The organism is Paenibacillus sp. 2RAB27 (assembly GCF_052115445.1).
Taxonomy (GTDB): domain Bacteria; phylum Bacillota; class Bacilli; order Paenibacillales; family NBRC-103111; genus Paenibacillus_E.
In genome coordinates, this window is the sequence record NZ_JBFRGR010000029.1 from 17,160 (window position 1) to 40,355 (window position 23,196).

21 protein-coding genes and 2 riboswitches are annotated in these 23,196 nt (G+C 42.3%); of the genes, 18 read left to right on the plus strand and 3 right to left on the minus strand.

The genetic code is table 11. The features are described from left to right. The first annotated feature begins 65 nt into the window (after positions 1–65). The 16 genes from AB4114_RS27610 to AB4114_RS27685 all read left to right on the plus strand — a co-directional run bounded on the left by AB4114_RS27610 (position 66) and on the right by AB4114_RS27685 (position 14,737). Positions 66–1,202 carry an EpsG family protein gene (locus AB4114_RS27610; RefSeq protein ID WP_441991343.1) on the plus strand — a complete coding sequence of 379 codons (1,137 nt, stop codon included), beginning with the start codon at positions 66–68 and terminating at the stop codon, positions 1,200–1,202. Positions 1,203–1,536: 334 nt separating this feature from the next. Further along, positions 1,537–2,391, plus strand: coding sequence for an ATP-grasp fold amidoligase family protein (locus AB4114_RS27615; protein ID WP_441991344.1), 855 nt, complete (start codon positions 1,537–1,539; stop codon positions 2,389–2,391). A gap of 142 nt (positions 2,392–2,533) precedes the next feature. Beyond that, positions 2,534–4,000: a lipopolysaccharide biosynthesis protein gene (locus AB4114_RS27620; protein ID WP_441991345.1), complete on the plus strand. Its 1,467-nt coding sequence runs from the start codon at positions 2,534–2,536 to the stop codon at positions 3,998–4,000. Positions 4,001–4,109: 109 nt separating this feature from the next. Then, complete coding sequence (locus AB4114_RS27625) at positions 4,110–5,486, plus strand: UDP-glucose dehydrogenase family protein (protein WP_441991346.1); 1,377 nt, start codon at positions 4,110–4,112, stop codon at positions 5,484–5,486. After that, on the plus strand, positions 5,461–6,486 hold the full coding sequence (locus AB4114_RS27630) for an SDR family NAD(P)-dependent oxidoreductase (RefSeq protein ID WP_441991347.1): 1,026 nt from the start codon (positions 5,461–5,463) through the stop codon (positions 6,484–6,486). Before AB4114_RS27625 ends, AB4114_RS27630 begins: the two co-directional genes overlap by 26 nt. Positions 6,487–6,508: 22 nt before the next feature. Further along, the gene (galU, locus tag AB4114_RS27635) at positions 6,509–7,411 is read left to right on the plus strand and encodes a UTP--glucose-1-phosphate uridylyltransferase GalU (protein ID WP_441991348.1); all 903 of its coding nucleotides are present in this window, start codon (positions 6,509–6,511) and stop codon (positions 7,409–7,411) included. A gap of 143 nt (positions 7,412–7,554) precedes the next feature. Next, positions 7,555–7,643, plus strand: a riboswitch (cyclic di-GMP riboswitch). 46 nt (positions 7,644–7,689) lie between these two features. Beyond that, a complete protein-coding gene (locus AB4114_RS27640) occupies positions 7,690–7,818 on the plus strand; it encodes a hypothetical protein (protein WP_268796258.1) in 129 nt (42 codons plus the stop codon). A 515-nt stretch (positions 7,819–8,333) separates the two neighbouring features. Further along, a complete protein-coding gene (locus tag AB4114_RS27645) occupies positions 8,334–9,047 on the plus strand; it encodes a hypothetical protein (protein ID WP_441991349.1) in 714 nt (237 codons plus the stop codon). A 36-nt stretch (positions 9,048–9,083) separates the two neighbouring features. Continuing rightward, a complete protein-coding gene (locus AB4114_RS27650) occupies positions 9,084–9,647 on the plus strand; it encodes a hypothetical protein (protein WP_441991350.1) in 564 nt (187 codons plus the stop codon). Between the two features lie 23 nt (positions 9,648–9,670). Further along, positions 9,671–10,648: a copper amine oxidase N-terminal domain-containing protein gene (locus AB4114_RS27655; protein WP_441991351.1), complete on the plus strand. Its 978-nt coding sequence runs from the start codon at positions 9,671–9,673 to the stop codon at positions 10,646–10,648. A gap of 98 nt (positions 10,649–10,746) precedes the next feature. Then, a complete protein-coding gene (locus AB4114_RS27660) occupies positions 10,747–11,139 on the plus strand; it encodes a hypothetical protein (protein ID WP_441991352.1) in 393 nt (130 codons plus the stop codon). Positions 11,140–11,377: 238 nt separating this feature from the next. After that, the gene (locus AB4114_RS27665; RefSeq protein ID WP_441991353.1) at positions 11,378–12,301 is read left to right on the plus strand and encodes an NAD(P)/FAD-dependent oxidoreductase; all 924 of its coding nucleotides are present in this window, start codon (positions 11,378–11,380) and stop codon (positions 12,299–12,301) included. A gap of 26 nt (positions 12,302–12,327) precedes the next feature. Further along, a complete protein-coding gene (locus AB4114_RS27670; RefSeq protein WP_056624514.1) occupies positions 12,328–12,567 on the plus strand; it encodes a glutaredoxin family protein in 240 nt (79 codons plus the stop codon). 27 nt (positions 12,568–12,594) lie between these two features. After that, positions 12,595–13,164, plus strand: coding sequence for a peroxiredoxin (locus AB4114_RS27675; RefSeq protein ID WP_441991354.1), 570 nt, complete (start codon positions 12,595–12,597; stop codon positions 13,162–13,164). 503 nt (positions 13,165–13,667) lie between these two features. Next, positions 13,668–14,351 (plus strand): hypothetical protein, encoded by a 684-nt coding sequence (locus AB4114_RS27680; protein WP_441991355.1) that lies wholly within the window; start codon positions 13,668–13,670, stop codon positions 14,349–14,351. Between the two features lie 116 nt (positions 14,352–14,467). Further along, positions 14,468–14,737, plus strand: coding sequence for a hypothetical protein (locus AB4114_RS27685; protein WP_441991356.1), 270 nt, complete (start codon positions 14,468–14,470; stop codon positions 14,735–14,737). A gap of 483 nt (positions 14,738–15,220) precedes the next feature. Here AB4114_RS27685 and AB4114_RS27690 read toward each other — a convergent pair whose 3' ends face one another. Then, complete coding sequence (locus tag AB4114_RS27690) at positions 15,221–16,294, minus strand: LacI family DNA-binding transcriptional regulator (protein ID WP_441991357.1); 1,074 nt, start codon at positions 16,292–16,294, stop codon at positions 15,221–15,223. 245 nt (positions 16,295–16,539) lie between these two features. Here AB4114_RS27690 and AB4114_RS27695 point away from each other — a divergent pair, with 245 nt between their 5' ends. Next, a complete protein-coding gene (locus AB4114_RS27695) occupies positions 16,540–19,656 on the plus strand; it encodes a beta-galactosidase (protein WP_441991358.1) in 3,117 nt (1,038 codons plus the stop codon). A 67-nt stretch (positions 19,657–19,723) separates the two neighbouring features. Here the strand turns inward: AB4114_RS27695 and thiC are convergent, their stop codons facing one another. Further along, positions 19,724–21,493, minus strand: a complete 1,770-nt coding sequence (gene thiC, locus AB4114_RS27700) for a phosphomethylpyrimidine synthase ThiC (RefSeq protein WP_441991387.1) — start codon at positions 21,491–21,493, stop codon at positions 19,724–19,726. Between the two features lie 95 nt (positions 21,494–21,588). After that, positions 21,589–21,698, minus strand: a riboswitch (TPP riboswitch). A gap of 125 nt (positions 21,699–21,823) precedes the next feature. Then, positions 21,824–22,060, minus strand: coding sequence for an AbrB/MazE/SpoVT family DNA-binding domain-containing protein (locus tag AB4114_RS27705; protein ID WP_441991359.1), 237 nt, complete (start codon positions 22,058–22,060; stop codon positions 21,824–21,826). Positions 22,061–22,339: 279 nt separating this feature from the next. Here AB4114_RS27705 and AB4114_RS27710 point away from each other — a divergent pair, with 279 nt between their 5' ends. Continuing rightward, a complete protein-coding gene (locus AB4114_RS27710) occupies positions 22,340–23,194 on the plus strand; it encodes a sugar phosphate isomerase/epimerase family protein (RefSeq protein WP_441991360.1) in 855 nt (284 codons plus the stop codon). The last annotated feature ends 2 nt before the right edge of the window (positions 23,195–23,196 follow it).

Here is a 23,196-nt window from a genome sequence, read left to right on the forward strand (position 1 = left end):
TTGATTGAGGGGGGAATAAAATATTTTCTAGGGTTAGAAATAAGAAGGGGGCTCAACCATTCTAAATGATCTTTTTCGAGGTATTAAGTGACAATATTTTATCTGGTTTAATATTTTGGTTAGTTTGTATAATATCTTTAGTATTTGCCTTTATTTATCAAAGAAGTAAATCGAATCGGACTAACAGTATAAGTATCCAAATAATATGGATATGTATTATTGTAATTGCACCGTCTTTATTTATTGGTTTTCGGGCTTATGACTTAAATTATGATACACAAAATTATGTTGTGGGATTTTTGAATGTTCAATACAAAAGTTCAATATCTGAATCCATTGAGGATATAGTTAATGGAAGTCCCTTGTTCTATATCCTTCGATATATAATATTTAATTTATCAAGTGGCAATCCAACTGCTTTTTTATTTTTCATTTCTTTTGTTTCTTTGTTTATTCTTGTCTGGGGCTTAGATAAATGGAAAGATAAATTGTCATTACCAATGGCACTCTTCATTTACTATGCTTTTTTTGGGATGCAATTACTTAACCAATCGAGACAAATGTTAGCTTTATCAATTTTTTTACTCTCTATACACTTTCTATTAGATCGTAAGTATATAAAGTATTTTATAGTAATTATTATAGCGTCACTAATACATTTTACAGCTTTAATTGGGATGATTTTACCGCTACTTAATTTTAAAAAAACACGTTTATATCCACTAAAAGGATGGATATATAATAGTTTTTTAATTATCTCACCCTTACTGTTATATCCCATTTTCAAACTATTGCCATTTATTTTACCAGCATCTTATGATTATTATTTAACAGTAGCTGATTTTAATGGTATAGGAATGGGCTTAATACTAAATATTGGCCCGGTATTGTTGCCACTACTAATTTACCACCGATATTTTAAGGAAAAGGATGCGGCTTTCCTGGAAAGAGTGGCTTTCCTCTCGTATCCCTTGCGTTTGTCAGGGTACTTTTCGTATTTTATGATGAGAATGTATTATTTCGGTGCTATAACTTCGGTGCTTTTATTTCCACTTTTATTTAGAAAGTTAGAGAATAAAAGAGCTAGACAAAGATTTGCCTTAATAATCATTTTTATTTATTCAATATATTACATTGTGAATTATTTATATGTAGACCAAGCAGGTATCTTCCCGTATAGAAGTATTTTTTCACAAAAATAAGCTATTATATCAATCATTCCTAAAACTAAGGTTACTTAATTAGGAAGTATATAATTGGGCAGGGTACTTATTGGATGTTTTCAAACCTTTATATGCAGATGGTGTTTATTAAAACTAAAGTTCATCATACTTTTTTAATTAGGATGGTCTTAAAAATGACTAAAGGTATTAATAGAGAAATAGACTTGTAGAACCCCCCCAGTCTTCTTTAACGACTTTATAAGGTGAATTTATATAGTTAGGAATGTTAGGAACGTATTAAGAACGTATAAATCTTTAAAACTAAAGTAAAGAGTTTGGATTTGTGTAATAGAATCAATATAAGGGTGGTAGTATGCAAAATTTAAAGAGTGCTATAAAAACTTGGATACCAGATAAAGTATATTTGAAATTGTTATTCCAACATCGGATGGGTAAGAAACTTAATTTGGAAAATCCCACAACATATAATGAAAAGTTACAATGGCTAAAGTTATATGATCGAAAGCCGGAGTACACAGAAATGGTGGATAAACACGAAGTTAGAAAATATATAGGGGAAACAATCGGAGAAGAATATTTAATTCCACTACTTGGCGTTTATAATTCTTTTGATGAAATCGATTTTTCTACACTTCCTGATCAGTTTGTGATGAAGTGTACGCATGATTCGGGCGGACTCGTGATTTGTAAAGATAAATCAAAGCTAGATATTGAAGCGGCAAGAAATAAAATTAACATTAGTTTAAGTCGTAATTACTATTATCATGGTAGGGAATGGCCATACAAAAATATAAAACCTCGGATTATATGTGAAAAATATATGGTTGATGAATCGGGTGTTGAGTTAAAGGATTATAAGTTTTTTTGCTTTGATGGAGAACCMAAAGCATTATTCATTGCAACAGATAGGGGAATTGACACTAGATTTGATTTTTTTGATATGGAATTCAATCACCTTCCTTTTTGGCAACACTATAAAAATGGTGTAAAAAAAATTAATAAGCCTGTAGGTTTTGATGACATGATTAGATTAGCAAGGATATTATCAAAATTAATACCTCACATACGTGTAGATTTTTATAATATAAATGGAAAAATATATTTTGGAGAACTAACATTTTACCATTTTAGTGGACTTGAAAAGTTTTATCCTGATAAATATGATGAGATTTTTGGTAATTGGATTATAATACCTTCCAAAAAATAACGAGTTTATTAAGAAACTTTCCTATATCATCGATTTGGATCTATAAAAACTAAATTAGCGGCGTTAAAACCACTAAAGAAGAGGTTCTTAGACTAAAAGGGAGAAAATAAAAGTGAACGATAATAGTTTTCGGAGTAAAGTCATGAATGCAACTAAATGGTCGACTCTAACTCAGATAGCTGCAAAAATCGTTAGTCCTATCACAAATATGGTTTTAGCGAGACTACTTGCACCTGAAGCTTTTGGTGTGGTAGCCACGGTAACTATGATTACGAGTTTCGCAGATATGTTTACTGATGCGGGCTTTCAAAAATATTTGGTACAACATGAGTTTAAAGATGAAGAAGATAAGCATAAAAACGCGAATGTGGCATTTTTAACCAATTTTGCAATATCCATTTTATTATGGGGATTGATCATATTATTTAGTGAACAAATTGCTGTGTTGGTTGGAAATCCAGGGTTAGGAAATGTTATTGCGGTTGCCTGTATTCAATTGCCGCTTACAGCCTTTTCAAGTATCCAAATGGCACTATATAAACGAGATTTCGATTTCAAAACTCTTTTTATAGTTAGAATGTTTTCTATTTTTATACCGTTTGTAGTAACCATACCTCTTGCTCTACTGGGACTGGGTTATTGGGCATTAATTACTGGAACAATATTTATGCAACTATCAAATGCTGTAATACTAACCATTAAATCAAAGTGGAAACCGAGATGGTTTTATAGAATGGGTATATTAAAAGAAATGTTTTCCTTTAGTATATGGTCATTGTTCGAATCAATATCCATATGGTTAACAACTTGGGTTGATGTATTTATCATTTCCAGTATGCTAAGTGAATATTACTTAGGAATATACAAAACTTCAACCACCATGGTGAATGCACTTATGGCTCTAATCACAGCTTCAATTGTACCGATTTTATTTTCTACCTTATCACGTTTGCAAAACAATAATGAATTGTTTAATCGAACCTATTTCAAAATGCAAAGGGTAGTATCTATAATCGTTCTCCCACTAGGTATAGGTGTTTTTCTTTATAGTGATTTAGCAACCCAAATTCTTTTAGGTGATCAATGGGGCCAAGCAAGTGAAATAATTGGCATCTGGGCTTTAACTAGCTCCATAATGATTGTATTTGGCCATTTTTGTAGTGAAGTTTATAGAGCAAAAGGAAGACCAAAACTATCATTTTTAGGGCAACTATTACATCTGGTTGTTCTTGTACCGACATGTTTAATCGGTGCAAAATATGGATTTTGGGTATTCATTTATTCGAGGTCATGGATAAGAATGCAGTTTGTTTTAGTTCATTTTATTTTAATGAAGGTTTCAATTGGAATTCCAGTATTAAAAACGATTAAAAATGTATTTCCGTCTGCAATTTCAGCGGCTGTTATGGGGTTATTAGGATATCTTCTACAACAAATTAATGCTGGAATGTTATGGGACATGTTATCAATTATTCTTTGTGCCTTATTCTATTTTGGAGTATTGTTTCTCTTTCCAAGTATGCGGAAGGATATATTTGGATTAGGAATGAAATTTATGCCTACTAGGATAAGACGAACTTTGGATTCTAAAAAAAGGCATATATATTAGGTGAAATGTGAATTCATTAAGTATAGCGTTTTAATACAAAAAATGGCTGATATACAATTTGTAATTTGATAATAAACCTAAATATAGAATAGTAGAAAGGAAAATAATTATGTATAAAATCGCAGTAGCAGGAACAGGATATGTCGGCTTAGTTGCAGGTGCATGTTTTGCCGAAGTTGGCCACCGCGTAACCTGCGTCGATATTGACGAAAATAAAGTGAATTTAATGAAGTCAGGTGTTTCACCAATTTATGAAGCTGGCTTGGAAGAGTTAATGCAAAAGAATTATGCTGCAGGTAGACTTGAATATACGACAGATTACATATCTGCTTATAAAGATGCAGACGCAATTTTCATAGGTGTAGGTACTCCTGAGCAGCCTGATGGTTCTGCGAATCTATCATATATTGCAACGGTTGCAAGACAAATTGCTGAAACTATTGAGAAAGATTGTCTTGTCGTAGTGAAATCTACTGTCCCGGTTGGAACAAATGACAAAGTGGAACAGTTTATCAATGATTTTTTGGTGAATGATGTGAGAGTAGAAGTGGCATCGAACCCAGAGTTTCTGGCACAAGGATCTGCAGTACACGATACTCTCTACGCTGAAAGAATTATTATTGGTACTGAAAGCAAATGGGCTGAAGAACAATTAAAGGGGATTTTCGAACCTTTTCATTTACCAATTGTTTCAGTAAATAGAAGATCAGCAGAAATGATTAAGTATGCATCAAATGACTTCCTTGCTCTTAAGATTTCTTACATGAATGATATTGCAAATCTATGTGAACTAGTCGGTGCAGACATTCAAGCTGTTGCAAAAGGTATGAGTTTTGATGAAAGAATTGGTAGTAAGTTCCTAAATGCAGGAATTGGTTATGGTGGTTCATGTTTTCCGAAGGATACTAAGGCGCTTGACTATATGGCAAGACAACATGGATATGAATTAAGGACTGTGAAGGCTGCAATTGATGTTAATAATGACCAAAAAACTGTGCTATTTAACAAAGCTAGTAAGAGGCTCATTACTATTAATGGACTGAAAGTAGCAATTCTAGGTTTAACATTCAAGCCAGGCACTGATGATTTAAGAGAAGCAGCTTCACTTGAAAACGTGCCCTTATTGTTAGATCAGGGTGCAGAAATCTATGCCTATGACCCTGTTGGGAGTTCGAATTTCAGTAAAGTCTACCCCGAAGGAATGAATAGAAAGGGTAGCATTACCTATGTTGAGAAGATTGAAGATGCCTTAACGGATGCAAATGTATGCTTTATTTTTACTGAATGGGGAGATATCAAAGCGGTTCCTCCTGAGACTTTTGAAAAACTGATGAGAACTCCACTGGTCTATGATGGAAGAAATATTTATAATGTAGTTGATATGAGAGACGCAGGTGTGGAATATCATTCTATTGGACGTGGATCTGCAACTAGAGAAGACATAAAGGAGTCGAAGAAACTTGGATTTCAAACCGCTAGATCCTAGTAAAGTCTATTTGATAACTGGTGCAGCCGGATTTATAGGATATTTCTTGTCTAGAAAGTTATTAGAACAGGGCTGCAATGTGATCGGTTTGGATAATTTGAATGATTATTACGATGTAAACCTTAAAAATACTCGTTTAGAATTGCTAAAACAGTATAAGAATTTTAAATTTATTAAAGTCGATATATCAGAAAAGTCTTCGATTACCCGTATCTTTGAAGAGTACAAGCCGAATGTAGTTGTAAATCTAGCTGCTCAGGCTGGAGTTCGGTATTCTATAGAAAACCCAGATGTATATATACAAAGCAATGTTATTGGCTTTTATAATATTCTTGAAGCGTGTAGGGAGTTTCCTGTGGAACACCTTGTCTATGCATCATCAAGCTCAGTTTACGGTGCTAATAAGAAAGTTCCTTTTGAAGAAACAGATTTCGTTGATCATCCTGTTTCACTATATGCGTCAACGAAAAAAACAAATGAATTAATGGCTCATACGTATAGCCACTTATATAAGATTCCAGCTACAGGACTTCGGTTCTTTACGGTTTATGGGCCTATGGGACGACCAGATATGGCTTATTTTGGATTCGCTGATAAATATTTTGCCGGTGAGCCAATTCAGATATTTAATAACGGTGATTTCGAAAATGATCTCTATCGGGATTTTACATTCATTGATGACATCGTAACTGGAATTGAGCGACTACTTGGAAAACCTCCAACAGAGACTGTTCCTCATAAAGTCTTTAATATAGGGAATAGCAGTCCAGAAAAGCTTATGGTATTTATAGAAACTTTGGAGCGAGCTTTAAGTAAAGCTATGGATAAAGTGGTAGTATTTAATAAGGTATTTGAGCCAATCAAGCCTGGGGATGTGCCAGCAACTTATGCATCTACAGAATTATTGGAGAAGGCGATTGGATTTAAGCCCAATACTTCAATAGAAGATGGATTGCAGAAATTTGCCAATTGGTACGTAGAGTATTATGGAGTAAGTTAGGGGAATAGGTAGGTGACAAGTAATGAAAGTTCGCAAAGCAATTATTCCAGCAGCTGGACTTGGTACAAGATTCTTACCTGCGACAAAGGCACAACCCAAGGAAATGTTACCTATTGTGGACAAGCCGACTCTTCAGTATATAATCGAGGAAGCTGTTGAATCTGGTATCGAAGAAATTTTGATCATAACTGGAAGAAATAAAAAAAGCATTGAAGATCATTTTGACAAATCTGTAGAATTAGAATTCGAGTTAGAATCTAAAGGGAAATATGATTTGTTAGAAGAGGTTAGAAAAATATCTGATATGGTGAATATTCACTATATTCGTCAGAAAGAACCTAAAGGATTAGGGCATGCGATTTACTGTGCTAAAAGTTTTATTGGAAACGAGCCATTTGCTGTTTTACTTGGTGATGATATAGTTGTAAATGAAAAGCCATGTTTATTGCAGATGAGTGAAATGTACGAGCAGTATAAAACTACTATCCTAGGTGTTCAAGCGATCCCAGATAAAGATGTGAGTAAGTACGGTATTATTGATGGAATACATATTGAAGACCGTATTTATAAAGTCAAAGAGTTGGTTGAAAAACCAGCGGTTGAAGATGCACCAACTAATATCGCTATTCTGGGAAGGTATATAATTACTCCTGCCATATTTTCAATATTAGAACATACCCAACCTGGTAAAGGCGGAGAGATTCAACTTACTGATGCACTTAGAGTGCTAGCACAGAGGGAAGCAATGTACGCGTATACCTTTGAAGGTAGAAGATACGATGTGGGAGATAAGCAAGGATTTCTACAAGCGACTGTGGATTTTGCTCTTAAAAGAGAAGATTTAAGAGATGAATTCTATCAGTATTTAGTTAATAAGATTGGGCAAGAAACAATGGAAAGAACTGTTGTAACGATAGAGAAATGATATTCGTGTAATAAGCCAATTGGGAAAAAACACATCCAACCTAGTACTTCCGCCCCTCCTTCGCTCCCAAAATCACGACGAATAGACCATTGCTGCAAACTATGGATTTGCTACAATAGGTATATAAGTCAATCACATAAATCGGACGATAATGGCAAAGCTGATGAAAATCAGTGACGCAAAGCTATAGGGACTAAGGTGGTTTATGCCAGTATGTCAGCCAGCTTCCGAATCATCGTGCCTCCCAGTGATTTATGTGAAATCGAGGAGGGAATTAGATGGATAAGTTTTGGCATTCTTTTTGGTTGAGATTTAACGAGGTTATCCTGGATAGCTGCATCTGTGATGTGGAGCGAACGAAGATTTTTAATAAGATTAGTTATCATCGTACGAAATTGTATACATAAAGAAAGCACCCTTTGGGTGCTTTTTTCCGTTCGCTGTCTGCTTGACGCCGCGGGTATTGTTTTAAGCTAGAATAGGACTACAGACTATGACTTTGGTCCCTCTGCAAATGTCTAATCCTCAGGTATAATGAAAATATTAACAGCTTGTACCTAACAGCTATTTGGGACTGTCGGTGAAACGTCTACGTTTAAATCCCCAGCATTTGATCCAAATAGCGCCTTCATCATCTTTGAAAAGCTTGATACCGAGAAGTTTCAAAGGGGTCCATACTTCTGTAAAGTAGTAGTTAGGCAAGTGCATCGTCTCCCGTGTATGGTGTATATTACCTTTTAATATAACTGTTATCAATTGAAATGTATGTCGAAATTTGTCACCCGTCTTGTGGTGTGATTATTTTTGCGTTAAAATGCACCTTGAGGTGCATTTTTTTTGCGTTTTCTGCGACAATATGTGACTTCTGGGCTCTTAGAGTTTATAATAAACATATCTATTATGTGACTTGGTTGGTGAATATATGAAGAAAAAGAAGTGGATGAAGCGACTAGTATGGGTAGGAAGTAGTGCTGCTATGCTGCTTGTCATTGGGTATTTTGGCATGAATATAGCTATGTCTTATTTCCTGGATTCGATGATTCCCACCATCCCTTTGGAAATCAGTCAAGCAGCTGAAGATGAGACTAGTGTAATAGTTTCTGATGTTAGTGATGTTAATAGTAAAACTAACGCAACTACAGTAACGATGGAGTCTACTATTCCCAATGTGCAGAAGCTAGATGATGCTAGGACTACACTTAAACCGCAAGGGACAACGATTCCGATAGATATGCCAACTGAGAAACAAGCTACTAGTTCATCTGCTCAGAAGTCGAATGAATCTAAGAGTGCTGATCAGATCTCTACACCATCTCCAGTTGCGTCTAAGAATGGGACAGGTTATGAAGCTCAAATTACGACGGAGAAAGCAAAAGAGGTCCAGGATGCGATCACGCTTAAGGAGAAGGCTTCGGTGACTTCGGTGCTTTTGAAGAAATTAAGTGCGTCAGATCTACAACTTTTTGCCAAGATGGCTGGTAATGGTTTATCTGTCGATGAAAAGAAGAAAGCCAAGGATATTATTCTGCAGAAGCTATCGGAAGACGAGTATAACCAATTGATTGGAATTGCAGCGAAGTATGGCTTAAGTCAAGGGAAGAAGTATGCTGAAACGCAGCCGAAGTCTACAAAGTAATGTAAATACAGTTGCTAACTACAGTAGGGGGTTGAGATGAGAAAAAGGCTCATGCTGACAATCATTGTGCTAGGTATGCTAGGGGTTGGCGGTTATACGGCTTATAGTTATGCGATGAATGTGATTGCAGATAAAATAGCCAATCAACTTGTTGTGGATGGTGGGACAAGCCAACAATGGTTGAATTCCATAGATTTGTCCGCTGTTGCAAATACGATTGAAATTCCTCCTTCTGTTACCCCGAGTGCTGAGAAGCTGAAGTCTGCAAGCGAAGATAAGTCTAATGGAAACGTGAACCCGAAGAACTCGAATGAGCAGGTAAACGCTGCGAATACCGTGAAGGGGCAAGAGCCAACAACGGGAAATGAACAGAAGAAGTCGACTGCAACGGAGAAGAAGGAAGATGTTCAATTCGAAAATAAGCAGGATGCTGTGAAGTTCGTGATGAGCCGATTCTCGGCATCTGAACTCAATAAACTTAGGCAAATGGCTAGTGGTGGACTGACGCCTGAGAAGAAGGCAGAACTGAAGAAGATCGCGTATACGAAGTTTACATCGGCAGAAATTGCGGCCGTACAGAAAGTGGTTTCTTCCCAATAATACATAAAAGAGGTGTTCAGAAAGTGAAAGCGAGTCAACGAATGAAAGCAATTACAGGTTTATCCCTAGCCCTGGTGATGGGGATTTCTGCGCAAGCATCAGCAGCACAAGTGCCAATGGATGTTGATGTGTATCAGGTTCCAATGCATTTTACGTTTGATGGGAAGGAATATGCGCCGCCAGTGGATCAGCAGGGTTTCATTTATGAAGGCACGACGTATGTTCCCATTCGATTCATTTCTTACTCGCTAGATAAAGCGGTCAACTGGGACCCGAATACCTATACGGTAACGATTGCAGAGCCTAAGACGACAGAGAAAATTAATATTAGTGAATATAAATTAAATACACAGGTTTTTTCTAAAAGCAATGAAAAGTTCGATAAATCGAAGTTAGCACCAAGTAATTTGAAGGTATATAAAGAGAAAATTAATTATGTTTTTGATGGTGTAAAGAAGAGCCCATCTGATGAATTGCCAGGGTATATTGTTGATGGTAGTTTGTTTGTTCCGATTCGTTTCTTCTCGGAGTCTGTTGGGAAAACGATTAACTGGGATCCGGAAACGTACACGGTGTCCGCGGTTACGAAGGAAGAGAAGAAGCCTGAGGTTAAATTGCCTGAAGTGACAAAACCAGTAACAACGCCGCCAATTGGTGGTGGAGCAGGTGGTGGTGGTGGAGGCGGTGGAATTATCGCTCCAACAAAGCCATCCTTCGATTCGATTAAGGCGGAAGCGGATGGAAAAATCTCGTCCTTAATGTCAGAAGCTCAAACATCTCTAACTGCGTTGTATCTTCAATATCTAGCCACACCAAGTGAAAGCTTAAAAGCAAAAGGGAAAGCAAAGGTTGAAGAGATTGATGGTCGATTTGAGCAAATTATGAGTGACACGGAATCGAAGTTAACGTCGAATGGATACGATAGGTCAATTATTGATAGTTATAGAAGTGATTATGAGAAAACGAAGGCAGATCAAGAAAAAGCACTCAAATCCAAATAATGCGCCCATTTTTTGGGCTTTCGTTCACCGAATAGGCAATCGCACACATACAGTATAGTAGAAAATCAAACTATACAGAGATTGTGAGTGATTACGATATGACGAAGCGTGAAGATCAAGAATTTCGTCCGCCGGTCGGAGGGCATGGTGGCGGTATAGGACATGGACCTGGCGGTATCGGAGGCATAGGCGGACCTGGAGGAGTTGGCCACGGACCCGGCGGTGTTGGTGGCATAGGTGGACCTGGAGGTATTGGCCACGGACCTGGAGGTCCCGGGCACTTCCCAGGTGGCCCTGGAGGTCCTGGACATTTTCACGGTGGCCCAGGCCACTTCCATGGCGGCGGCTTTAACAATGTACTACCTTGGGTAGTGGCTCCCTTACTATACGGTGCGGCGACACAACCATACTACCCACCCTATTACCCACCCTATTACCCGTATCCATATCCATATCCATACCCATACCCATACCCGCCGTACAATCAGTAATATCCACCATATTCGACGTACCCTGTGATCAGGGAAGAGGATAATTTGTAGTCTCCAAAGCATTTATAATCAAAGCTGCCTAACGAGTGGGAACCCCCTACTTGCTAGGTAGCTTTTTTTATTAATTAGAATTATTATAAACAAGGTTGATTTTATTTTTATTTTATTTATAATAATTATTATCTGATATCGATTATCAATTATATGAATAAGGCCGTATGGAAGGAGTGCATCACCGATGTATGATGTCATTATTGTTGGGGCAGGTCCCGCTGGAGCTTCTGCGGCGATTTATACAGCTAGAGGGAATTTGAAAACTTTAGTTATTGATAAAGCACCAAATGCAGGAGCACTAGCCATTACGCATAAAATTGCGAATTATCCCGGTGTCATTGGAGAAATGTCAGGTAAGGATCTGCTGGATACTATGCGCGACCAAGCCAAAGGCTTCGGAGCTGAGTTCATCCAGACGACGATTACGGACGTGGATGTCGAAGGCGAAACGAAGTACGTGTTTACCGCTGACGGGATGTTTGAAGGCAAGGCGATCATCATTGCAACAGGCTCTAAAGGACGTAACCGCATGCTGCCTGGTGAAGAAGATCTGATGGGGCGCGGCGTGAGTACGTGTGCGACGTGTGATGGTGCATTTTTCGAAGGAAAAACGGTCGCAGTGATCGGGGATTCAGAAGAAGCGCTGGAAGAAGCACAGGCATTGAGCAAGTTCACGAAATCCATTCATTTCGTTGTGCCTCGACCTGAGCTGCAAGGCGTTCACCACGTTCCAGAATTGAAAGGCACGAACATTCTCTATAAGACGAAGCCTCTCGAGGTTCTTGGCGATAAGCAAGTTCATGGTCTCAGAATTCGTACGAGCTCTGGTGGCGAGGAAGTGCTGGATGTGGATGGTGTTTTCGTTTTCCTATCTGGCAGCAAGCCAGGTACGGATTTCTTGCAGGATCAAGTTCCTCTGGATGAGGATGGCTTTATGATTTTGGACAGCTCAATGCAGTCGCCGGTTGCGGGTGTTTTCGGTGCAGGAGAAGTTAGACGTACCCCAGTGAAACAAGCAGTCGTTGCCGCTGCGGATGGTGCGATTGCCGCCATGGCGGTCGATAAATTCATTAATAAACGGGCACAACTGATCCCGCAATACAAATAATTCAACCTTTTAGGAGATGACCAACTATGTCTAATGTAATTGTATATTCCAGTACGAACTGCCCTTATTGTGTCCAACTGAAAAAATATTTAACAGATCAGCAAGTCGGTTTTGAAGAAAGAAATATCGATTTGAATGATCAATTCGGACAAGAACTGCACGATATGGGTCTCATGTCCTTGCCTGTCACGGTCATCGGTGAGCACAAAATTCTTGGTCTCAACGTCACCAAACTCAAAAAAGCACTAGCCGAAATCGCTAGCTAATCCCATACAACAAAGGAGATAACAACCATGACACAACAACTAACCGTTCAATCTCAAGCTACTTTTGCTAAAATAGGGCTGCCAGCACCGAGCTTCACCCTGCTCTCCACGAAAAATATGGAAACGCTCGAGGAAAAAATCTCGCTCGAGGATTACCGCGGCAGATGGCTCGTATTCTTCTTCTGGCCATTCGACTTCACATTCGTGTGCCCGACGGAAATTACCGCGTTCAGCGACCATTACGAGCAGTTCCTTGACCTCGATTGTGACATTGTAGGAGCGTCTGTAGATAGCGTCTACACGCATCGTGCATGGACACAAACACCGCGTGATCAAAGCGGCATTGGTCCTGTGAAGTTCCCATTGGTCAGTGACTTTTCCAAAGAAACAGCACGTGCCTATGGCGTCCTCGATGATGAAACAGGCGCTGCACACCGCGGCTTATTCATCATTGATCCGGATGGCGTGCTTCGCTATCAAGTGGTCACGGACATGAATGTTGGCCGGTCGGTTGACGAGACGCTTCGTGTGCTTCAAGCACTTCAAGCTGGCGGTCTGTGCCCAGCGAACTGGAAGCCGGGCGATCGCACGTTGTAAGCCAATCGTCAAGGACAACAGCCCCTGCGGCCGCGGCAAGCTAGCGCACAAAAAATGTGCGCAAGGGCAGCAGCCCCGGCGGCCACGGCAATCTAGCGCACAAAAAATGTGCGCAAGGGCACCGGCCCCTGCGGCCGTGGCAGGCTAGCGCACAAAAAAATGTGCGCAAGGGCAGCAGCCCCGCCGGCCGAGGCAAGCTAGCGCACAAAAATTGTGCGCAAGGGCAGCGTCACCTACGGCCGAGGCAAGCTAGCGCACAAAAAATGTGCGCAAGGGCACCGGCTCCTGCGGCCGCGGCAGGCTAGCGCACAAAAAATGTGCGCAAGGGCACCGGCCCCTGCGGCTGCACCGAGCTAGCGCTTATGGAAATGCAAATAACTATTGTAATTTCGCGTAACTTGAAGTAAATTATGAATAGATCAGGTCGTGAAGAACACGCCGCTTGCATGGGAACTCGTTTCCAGTGCAAGCGGCTATTTTATTTTCTCAACGTAGKGAAGGAGATGGGGAAAATAAATGATGAGATGAGTTTGCAGCTTCGTGCTGCGTACGAAACGTGGATAGAATTACAAATCAAGTCGTCCACAGGAGATCGGCGGCTGCGACTGCAAAAGGGTCTGAGTTTCTCGCTAAAGAAATTCATTATCCATGTGCTCTGGCCTGCTGTCGGGAGTTTTGAGGGTTGGTTTGCTGAGTACGAAGTGATGGATTATAAAGACGGATACAGATATCTTGATTTGGCCAAACCATCGACCGGTATCAAAGTTTGCATCGAAGTGGACGATAAGGGAACACATGGTCATAACGCGGATTCGTATAAATTTTCAGATGACCGATTCCGCCAGAATGATCTTATCATCGACGATTGGAAAGTGCTGCGCTTTTCACTGCATAGCATCCTGGAGCAGCCTCGCCGTTGCCAACAACAGTTGATGCATGCGTTAGCAAAGTGGGGGATTGAATCCAATATAGCCCAAACAGATTTTTCTCCAACGGAACTTGCTATTTTCAAATTTATCGAAAATAAGACGAAGGCCTACTCGCCCATTTCGATAGCTCAAGCAGTTGGCATCCACAGAAATACGGCCGTAAAATATCTGAAGTCTCTAGTTGAAAAAGGTAAAGTGATACCTGATGTCAAAACGGGTGGTCCAATAAGGAGATACCGCAGCAATCAGGGTTTATGACACGGAAACTTAATTTGTCGAAATGTGAGCATCATCAAGCTGGGATAGTTCGTATTCGTAACCCCATTTGAAGTATAATAAATGCATTACAGGCAGATAGTGAGGTCGAATGCAGCATGGCGTCCATTGCGGACAAGGTATTTATGGGTTCTTTAATTTTGATGATGGTAGCTGTTGTCGTAAGCGGGATTGGCTTTCAATTCGTGAATTGGAAATCGCAGGTGACCAATGAACTTGAGGGAGAAACGCAGACGAGCAGCAATCGGAAGAAATCCGTTATGGATCGACAAGATAAAAGTCTGAAGCGCATCGGGCGCTCTTATTTATTTTGGATTGCGCTTGCGGGCATGCTCATCTCTATAGGGTTAAGTTATTTATCCAAATAGGTAGTTGAAAAAAGCGTATAGCTGCTCATGTACATAATGAGAGTGCTGTACGCTTTTTTTTGGTAGCTATAGGTGGTACGACAAAAATCTACATGAATGATCTACAAGATTCTCCAACATTTTCATCGATTGTGCGTTATAAAGAATATATAAATTCTCTATAACGGAAGGAGATGTTGAATGATGAAAACTTACTCGCAATTGAAAACCGAAATCCAAACGATATCGGATGAAATATCTTTGTTATATAAGATACAAGATGAACTAAACAAGCACTTACAGGAAGTTTGTCTCCACGAGAACAAAGTTACCCTCGACAATGTTGAATATTCAGGAATGCTACAAAGCATTGATTACTGTATGGATTGCAGAAAACCTTTGCCCCTTGCTAGCTTCGCATCAAGTGTTTAAACAAACTCAAATAGTTATACAGAACAGTGAATAAATACGCCGTAATTGGTGTGTTTACTCACTGTTTTTTATTTAACCAGAATCCCGCGCAATAAAACGCGAAGATAACACGACCTTCTCCACTTGTCTACCCGGATTCTGTAGTCGGTAAAGCAGCGTTTCTACGGCTCGAATGCCTAAGGATTCCTTGCCGAGCTCAATGGTACTCAACGCTGGAGTCGCATAGGCGGCTGCTTCAATATTGTCCAGTCCGATAACTTTAACTTGACTAGGCACATCGAGACCGTGACGCTTCAGGATCGGCAGCAGCGCTAGCGCGAGGTGATCATTGGCGCAAACAAAACCGTCAGGCATAGTTTCCGGCGTCAATGCCGCTACTTTGTGCTCCATTTGATGGAGCATGTGTGGGCTCGAGTAAGCGATTTGCCATTTCTTCAAATGGTAGTGCTCAGCAGGTCCGGCCATATCTTCGAGGGCCATGCGGCAGCCCCACCAGCGCTCTTTGAAGCTGACGGCGAATTGATCATCGCCGATGAAAATTACACGCTTCTCTCCAGTGGAGAGCAAGCGTTGACAGGCCATTTTGCCAGCATCCAAATTGTTATTAAGCACACAATCAACTTCGATGAGCGGTTCATGATGGTCGATGAGGATGAGTGGAATACCACTCTGTTTCAACGAAATAACAGACTGGGCAGGAAAGGTTCCTGCTAACAGCTGCCCTATGCAATGTGAAGGATCAAGATAGGAAGGCATTTGCAGTCCCAGTTGATGATGAGGTGCGATGGGGACGATGAGATGCTCAAAGCCCAATTCTTTGCTGGCTGCGGCAATGCCGGTGAGAACCTTTCCCCAGAAAGGGTTGTCCTCTAAATAGGTAGACTGAATCCACACCAAGATATAGGGAGAGATGTCAGGTTTGACGAGAGTATCTTCATTCGGGACGTGGCTGGCAGATAGATGATGCGTTGGTGTGCGTTGTGCGTGCTTCTGTTGGAGCGTATAGCCCATCGCTTTCGCAGTCTCCTGAATACGAAGACGGTTCTCTTCACTAACGCCTGATTTACCGGATAAAGCTTGAGAAACGGTATATTTGGACATACCTAATCGGTCAGCAATTTGCTGCATGGAAACTTTTGGGCTCATGAGTGACATCCTTTTATGTTATACATACGTTATTTTTCAAAAAGAACCTAACAAATCTATTGTTCCTGATCAGTGGGATATTGTCAATGTACGTTTATTTTATGGTTTTATGCAAAATAAAGATTGACCGCAACTCGGAAAGTGAGTAAATTATGTTCATGATTAAGAGTTGTTAGCCTAACAAAAATAACAAAACAAATACAAAGTGACGATTGAACCCACACATCGATTTGGAGGATGAAAGCATGCTTACAACGATCATATTTTACGATCCCACATTTCCATATGAAGGAATTCGGCCCGATGACAAGGCTGTTGCACAGCTTGGAGAAATAGGAAGAGTGGTTGGAGCGCAGGAGCTAGAAGCAGCGCTGGGGCAGGGGGCAGATAACTTCATCCATCTTCACGGGCGTTACTTCCCGAAATCAGCATGGCAAGCAATCCTAACTCACGCGCGTAAAGGCAAAGGATTCGTACATCTAGGCAGCGCTCCTTTCCGAGTACCGGCTTACCAAGGTGCCGAAGGCTGGGAACTGGAAATCGAGCAGACAGCGTACCATCAGCAGCTTCAAATTCATGAAATTCTTTCCGTAGACGACGCTCCTATCGCTGGATATGCCGTGAATACCGAGCTGCCGTTGCTGGCAGGCAAAGAAAACTTGTTCGCTATTCAACCAACGGTTGGATTCGCACTGCATGTGACACGGACCGATGATCATCCAGGTCAAATTGGTTCTAGTGGTCCGATGGATGCGCATTTCACGCCTCTTCTGAAAGGGATTTCCAAGGAGGGACGTGAAGTGGCAGCGCCGATCGTACTTCTTGAGAATACGAAGGGGGTGTTCGCGGGAGGCCGCCACATTTTCGCCAATGTGGTTACGGATGAAACTTTCTGGGGTAACGGGGGAGCGGCGTTAGTAAGTGAGTTAGCGGCATATACGCAGCGAGGCGTTACGGAAATATGGTTCAAACCGAACTATGCTTGTTATGATCCGGGCGACCGTGCAGCGTTGACGGTTCAATTGCAGACGCTTGCGAATCGTACGGGGGCTGTATCGGAGAATGAGTCTTGGACATTCCACGTTCAAGTATCCAAAGACGGTGCCTCATCACCGATCTGGGCGACGGAATTCTCGATGAGTGCGTCACGTGAGCTCTCTTTTAAAAAGGTAAACATTCCTGTTGATATTGAAGCGGGTTACTATACAGCGGTTTGTAAAGCGGTAGCGAATACGGGGGAGACGCGCACGTTTAACCAAGGCTTCTGGGGATATGATGCGGAGTTGCTTCGTGAAGGGACGCCGATGTCCTGTGATCGTGACTACTTCTGGAAGGACGGACGTCCGCTTCCGATCGTTGGGATGACGTATATGACGAGCGATGTGGCGAGGAAGTTTCTGTTCTTGCCGAACGTTTCCGTGTGGGATCGCGATATTGCACAAATGGTCAAAGCGGGCATTAACCTGCTTCGTACAGGTGTGTGGTCAGCGTGGCGTCAAATCATGTTCGTAGACGGACATCCTTATGAGGAAGTGCTGCGCAGCATAGATGCTTTTATTTTGACTTGCAAAAGACATGGGATCGAAGTCACGTTCAATTTCTTCTCTTTTACACCTGAGCTGTGGGAGGGCGTGAATCCGTATTTGGATCCGCGCAGCGTGGAAGCGCAGAAGCGGTTTATATCTTCCGTGGTGTCCAGACATAAGGAAACGACGAATGTGCACTGGGATCTGATCAATGAGCCGTCGATGTTCAATCCGAGCAAGCCTTTTGCTGGGCCGCAGTCGGCGCATGATGCTTTCGAGCACGAAGCGTATGTAGCTTGGCTGGAGGAGCGACATGGAGATATTCGCAAGCTGCAAGAGCGCTGGAATATGTCTCCTGCGGAACTGCCGAGCTTCGCAAGTGTCCGCTTGTTGGATCCTTCTGAAGTGAACATGAGCACAACGGAGACGGTGGAGAAAAAAGGTTCCCCATGGCTGGATTATACCCTCTTCACCATGGACATGCACAATCGTTGGGCGAAGGAATTGATCGCAACGATTCGCAGTATTAACCCCGCACAGTTGGCGACTGTGGGACAGGATGAGGGCTTAGGGGCGCAGCGGCCATCGCCATTCTTTTATGCAGAAGCAGTGGACTATACGACGGTGCATACGTGGTGGTTGATGGATCAGTTGGTGTGGGACGGGATTTTCTCCAAGGCGCCGACGAAGCCAAGCTTGATTCAAGAAACGGGCATCATGTATGTCGAGACGGCGGATGGGCGTGCAAAGCGGTCGGAGTATGAGTTGCGAAATATTTTGGAGCGTAAATATGCTTATGCCTTCTCAACAGGTGGAGCGGGTGCTGTTCAGTGGATTTGGAATATCAACTTCTATATGAACAACATCAATGAGTCGCATATTGGTGCGCTGCGGGCAGACGGGACAGAGAAGCCAGAGGCGGATGTTTCCTATGATTTCGGGGCCTTCATGGGTGAGATACGCGATCTCTTTGTTGGCCGCAAATTAGAGGATGTCGTGGCGGTGTTCCCGTATTCGAATGATTTCTCCACGCGCAAAGTAGCCGGTGACGCAACAGCGAAGCTGACTCGCACGCTAGCTTATGGGATGAACGTACCGTTCCGCGGGTTGAGCGAGTATCATCTCGAGGCATTGTCGACGGATCAGCCGAAGTTGATTATCGTGCCGAGTGCGCATAACTTCAGTGATGCCGCTTTGGAGAAGTTGACGACGCATGTCCGTGAAAATGGCGGAACGCTACTGTTTACTGGGCCGCTTGGATTAAATGAGTACTGGGCACCTGTCGCTCGGTTGACCGATATTGTAGGTGAAACGGTGCTCAGCAACATTGTGCGTGAAGAGGCGATGGTGTTGGAAGGAGAAATGGTTCCTGTGTCCTTCGGAGGTGCACGGATCGCTGAGTTGAATAAAGAGGTACCACTATCCGATGATGGAAAATGGAATTCACAGCATGGCGTCGTTCGCAGCTACGAGCTGGGCAAAGGGCAGCTGATCTGGTGTCCACTCCCAGTGGAGCTTGGTGAGCGCAGCGATGTACTTGAGAAGTTGTATGCGTATGCTCTTAAGTCAGCTGGCGTTGATGCGGAACTGACATGGGTAAAAGGCGGGCAGCAGCCGGGCGTGTATGGACGGAAGCTCAGCTTTGACAGCGGTTCGTTGTTTATCTTCGTCTCGGAGTTCGGCGTGGATACGCAGGTTGAAGTGACCGATCCGGCAACGGGCCGGAGCTATGCGTTCGAGCTGGAAGCCGAGCGTACGGTGATGTTCGCCGCGAATTCTGCGGGCGAGTTGTTGGCGGTGTATCGACTTGAGCAGGTGCAGGTCGAGGTGAAGTAGTAGCAGCTGGATGAAAAAAGGGTTGCACGCGCAATGCACGCGCAACCCTTTTTTTCTATAACATCACTTACGTATATAGGGCGTGGCCCGCTTTCTTAAACTCCTCCGATTTTTCACTCATCCCTTGTTCAATGGCTTGAGCTTCCTCAAGGCCTTGTAGTTTGGCGTAGTCTCGGATATCTTGGGAAATCCGCATGGAGCAGAACTTAGGGCCGCACATCGAACAAAAATGAGCGATCTTGGCACCTTCTGCAGGGAGTGTCTCATCATGGTATGCGATAGCTCTTTCTGGATCCAAGGATAAGTTGAATTGATCATGCCAACGGAATTCAAAACGTGCCTTGGATAACGCATTATCGCGATCCATGGCGCCTTTATGACCTTTGGCCAAATCAGCGGCATGAGCAGCAATTTTATAGGTGATAACCCCTTCACGAACGTCATTTTTATTGGGCAAACCCAAATGTTCTTTGGGAGTTACATAGCACAACATGGCAGTACCAAACCAGCCTATCATGGCAGCTCCAATGGCAGAAGTGATATGGTCATAGCCTGGCGCAATATCCGTTGTAAGCGGTCCTAATGTGTAAAAAGGAGCCTCATCACAGATTTCAAGTTGTTTATCCATATTTTCTTTGATTAAATGCATGGGCACGTGACCAGGACCTTCTACCATGACTTGTACATCATGTTTCCAGGCGATTTTGGTGAGTTCGCCTAGTGTTTCTAGTTCTGCAAACTGGGCCTCATCATTCGCATCTGCAATGGAGCCTGGGCGTAAACCATCGCCTAAAGAAAAGGATACATCATAGGTTTTCATGATTTCACAGATCTCTTCAAAATGTGTATACAGGAAGTTTTCCTGATGGTGGGCGAGACACCAGGCTGCCATAATGGATCCGCCTCGTGAAACAATACCTGTCACTCGTTTGGCAGTAAGAGGAACATAACGCAGCAGCACACCAGCATGAATCGTAAAGTAATCGACACCTTGCTCAGCTTGTTCAATAAGCGTGTCACGGTATACTTCCCACGTCAAATCTTCTGCTTTTCCATTGACTTTCTCTAGTGCTTGATAAATTGGAACGGTACCAATAGGAACAGGGGAATTACGAATAATCCATTCCCGGGTGGTATGAATGTTTTTACCCGTTGAGAGATCCATAATATTATCAGCGCCCCAGCGAGTAGCCCATCTCATTTTTTCCACTTCTTCTTCAATGGAGGACGATACAGCAGAATTTCCAATATTCGCATTGATTTTTACGAGAAAGTTACGTCCAATAATCATTGGCTCACTCTCAGGGTGATTAATATTGGCGGGGATAATCGCTCTACCACGAGCGACCTCGTCTTTCACAAATTCCGGAGATACATTTTCGCGAATCGCGATATATTCCATTTCGGACGTGATGATACCTTGACGTGCATAATGCATCTGGGTTACGTTACGACCTGTTTTCGCTCTCATCGGGTGACGATGTAAGCCTGGAAAAACTTCGGTAACGTTCTCTTCCTTGGTATATCCGTTATCTTCCGGTTTAATCGTTCTTCCTTCATATATTTCTACATCGCCGCGTTCTACAATCCAATTCAAACGATTAGGCGCAATACCTGCACGAATATCGGTTTGGATTTCCTCATCTGTATAAGCACCACTTGTGTCGTAGACACGCAAAGGGGCGTTTTCCTGTTCGCCGTAAGCGCCCGTGGTAGGACTCAAAGTGATTTCACGCATAGGAACTCGGATGTCCTTTCGTGAGCCCTCGACATACACTTTTTTGCTTCCCGGAAAAGAGGAAATTGAAGAAGAGTCGGTTTCTTTACTTGTTTCCATTGACATTTACATGCCTCCTATAATCGATTTGATCAAGCGGAGGATTCATGCTGCGAAAAAAAGACCGCATCTCTAATAGAGGCGGTCTCCTGGTATACAAAGAGATCTTGTGTTCCTCCGCTGGCATTATCCAGATCAGGTTTAACGGTCGATAGTTATAACTATCCTCTCAGCCTGGTCTCACCAAGCTCCCGTGATTATGCACTTAGGTATTTAATCTACACTTTATTTCTAACTATTGCAATCGTTATTTTATAAAAAATAGCCCATCAGGATCATCCCTGAGGGCTTATGTTCGACTTTGCCGATGTTCGTGCGTCACGAGAATTACTACGTAATCTCTTCAATACAATTGCCGCATACAAGCTTCCCTTTGAAATAGGTCATGTCCTCGAAATTCCCACAGAACACACAAGCAGGCATATACTTCTTGAGCGTAATACGCTCAGGGTCCACATAGACTTCGATGGCGTCACCGATCTCAATATGGAGTGTCCGACGCAACTCAATAGGTAAAACAATCCGTCCCAATTCGTCAACTTTTCTTACAATTCCCGTTGATTTCATACAATTACCTCCTTTTTTCATGAACAAAGGAACTACTTCTCGTAGTTACAAAGACTCATATTGTGTATATAGACTATTCCACATATGCACTCAAATTCCTTTTATTTACTGGCTGTGATTTTCATGTAGTTGCCCATATCCATACTGCTGAAAGAAAGCGAAAAAAATGTAAACTTACTTCAATAGAAACGTCAACTTTGACCGAGACAATCTTGGTATAGTTAGGAAAAATAAGAAGAAAACAGAATCGCATGCTCAAGCGAAGGTGGAGGTTATTCATTGATTTGGAATCGATTAGGCGTACTGACGGATGAAGTATCTCCGGATTTCGAGAAAGCGTTGAATTGGGCTGCAGAGCAGGGTTTGCAACATGTTGAAGTAAGAGTTGTGAATGGCATGAATGTATCCGTGTTGGCTGACGATCAGATCGTTGGCATCCGCAAAATGGTTGAAGAGCGTGGACTGTATGTCTCCGCCATTGCATCTCCTTTGTTTAAATGCGCGTTGGATCCGAAGCGAATGGTTGAATCGGGGGACACGTTTGGGCAGAAGGAGGAGAGTGTAGAGGAGCATTTTAAGAAACTGGATAGAGTGATCGAAATCGCAAAACTGCTGGGGACAACGCGCATCCGTATTTTCTCGTTTTGGCGAGAGTTGGAGCCGGAGCAGCATCGTGATGAAATTGTTCATCATTTAAAAAGGGCAAGCGACATTGCAGCACGCGAAGGCGTGATCCTGCTCCTAGAGAATGAGCCTTCCTGTAACGGAGGCTTTGCGGAGGAAGTGGCGGCACTTGTTTCTGCCATCGATTCTCCAGCTGTTCGGGGCCTTTGGGATCCAGGCAATGAAGCGTATGGCGCCAGAGAGGCATTCCCAAGCGGGTACCAGTACATGAAAAATGCCTTGGCCCATGTTCATCTGAAGGATGCTTACATTCGTCAAGATGGAACACCGAAATGTGTGCCTCTTGGTTCTGGGAATGTGGATATAACAGCTCAAATTAAGGCGCTTGAAGCGGATGGGTATGCGGGGTTGTATACGATTGAAACGCATTTTGTTCCAGAAGGCGGAACCCAGCTGACAGGTACGCGAATGACGCTGGATGCCCTTCGAGCTCTGCTTGAGGAGGTGTAGGG

Bases quoted from the DNA above. Each gene is read 5' to 3' on its own strand.
- AB4114_RS27660 (WP_441991352.1), top strand. From the start codon at position 10,747: ATGACGAAGCGTGAAGATCAAGAATTTCGTCCGCCGGTCGGAGGGCAT.
- galU (WP_441991348.1), top strand. From the start codon at position 6,509: ATGAAAGTTCGCAAAGCAATTATTCCAGCAGCTGGACTTGGTACAAGA.
- AB4114_RS27645 (WP_441991349.1), top strand. From the start codon at position 8,334: ATGAAGAAAAAGAAGTGGATGAAGCGACTAGTATGGGTAGGAAGTAGT.
- AB4114_RS27625 (WP_441991346.1), top strand. From the start codon at position 4,110: ATGTATAAAATCGCAGTAGCAGGAACAGGATATGTCGGCTTAGTTGCA.
- AB4114_RS27670 (WP_056624514.1), top strand. From the start codon at position 12,328: ATGTCTAATGTAATTGTATATTCCAGTACGAACTGCCCTTATTGTGTC.
- thiC (WP_441991387.1), bottom strand. From the start codon at position 21,493: ATGGAAACAAGTAAAGAAACCGACTCTTCTTCAATTTCCTCTTTTCCG.
- AB4114_RS27665 (WP_441991353.1), top strand. From the start codon at position 11,378: ATGTATGATGTCATTATTGTTGGGGCAGGTCCCGCTGGAGCTTCTGCG.
- AB4114_RS27690 (WP_441991357.1), bottom strand. From the start codon at position 16,294: ATGAGCCCAAAAGTTTCCATGCAGCAAATTGCTGACCGATTAGGTATG.
- AB4114_RS27705 (WP_441991359.1), bottom strand. From the start codon at position 22,060: ATGAAATCAACGGGAATTGTAAGAAAAGTTGACGAATTGGGACGGATT.
- AB4114_RS27650 (WP_441991350.1), top strand. From the start codon at position 9,084: ATGAGAAAAAGGCTCATGCTGACAATCATTGTGCTAGGTATGCTAGGG.
- AB4114_RS27680 (WP_441991355.1), top strand. From the start codon at position 13,668: ATGGGGAAAATAAATGATGAGATGAGTTTGCAGCTTCGTGCTGCGTAC.
- AB4114_RS27610 (WP_441991343.1), top strand. From the start codon at position 66: ATGATCTTTTTCGAGGTATTAAGTGACAATATTTTATCTGGTTTAATA.
- AB4114_RS27685 (WP_441991356.1), top strand. From the start codon at position 14,468: ATGGCGTCCATTGCGGACAAGGTATTTATGGGTTCTTTAATTTTGATG.
- AB4114_RS27620 (WP_441991345.1), top strand. From the start codon at position 2,534: ATGAATGCAACTAAATGGTCGACTCTAACTCAGATAGCTGCAAAAATC.
- AB4114_RS27640 (WP_268796258.1), top strand. From the start codon at position 7,690: ATGGATAAGTTTTGGCATTCTTTTTGGTTGAGATTTAACGAGGTTATC.
- AB4114_RS27675 (WP_441991354.1), top strand. From the start codon at position 12,595: ATGACACAACAACTAACCGTTCAATCTCAAGCTACTTTTGCTAAAATA.
- AB4114_RS27695 (WP_441991358.1), top strand. From the start codon at position 16,540: ATGCTTACAACGATCATATTTTACGATCCCACATTTCCATATGAAGGA.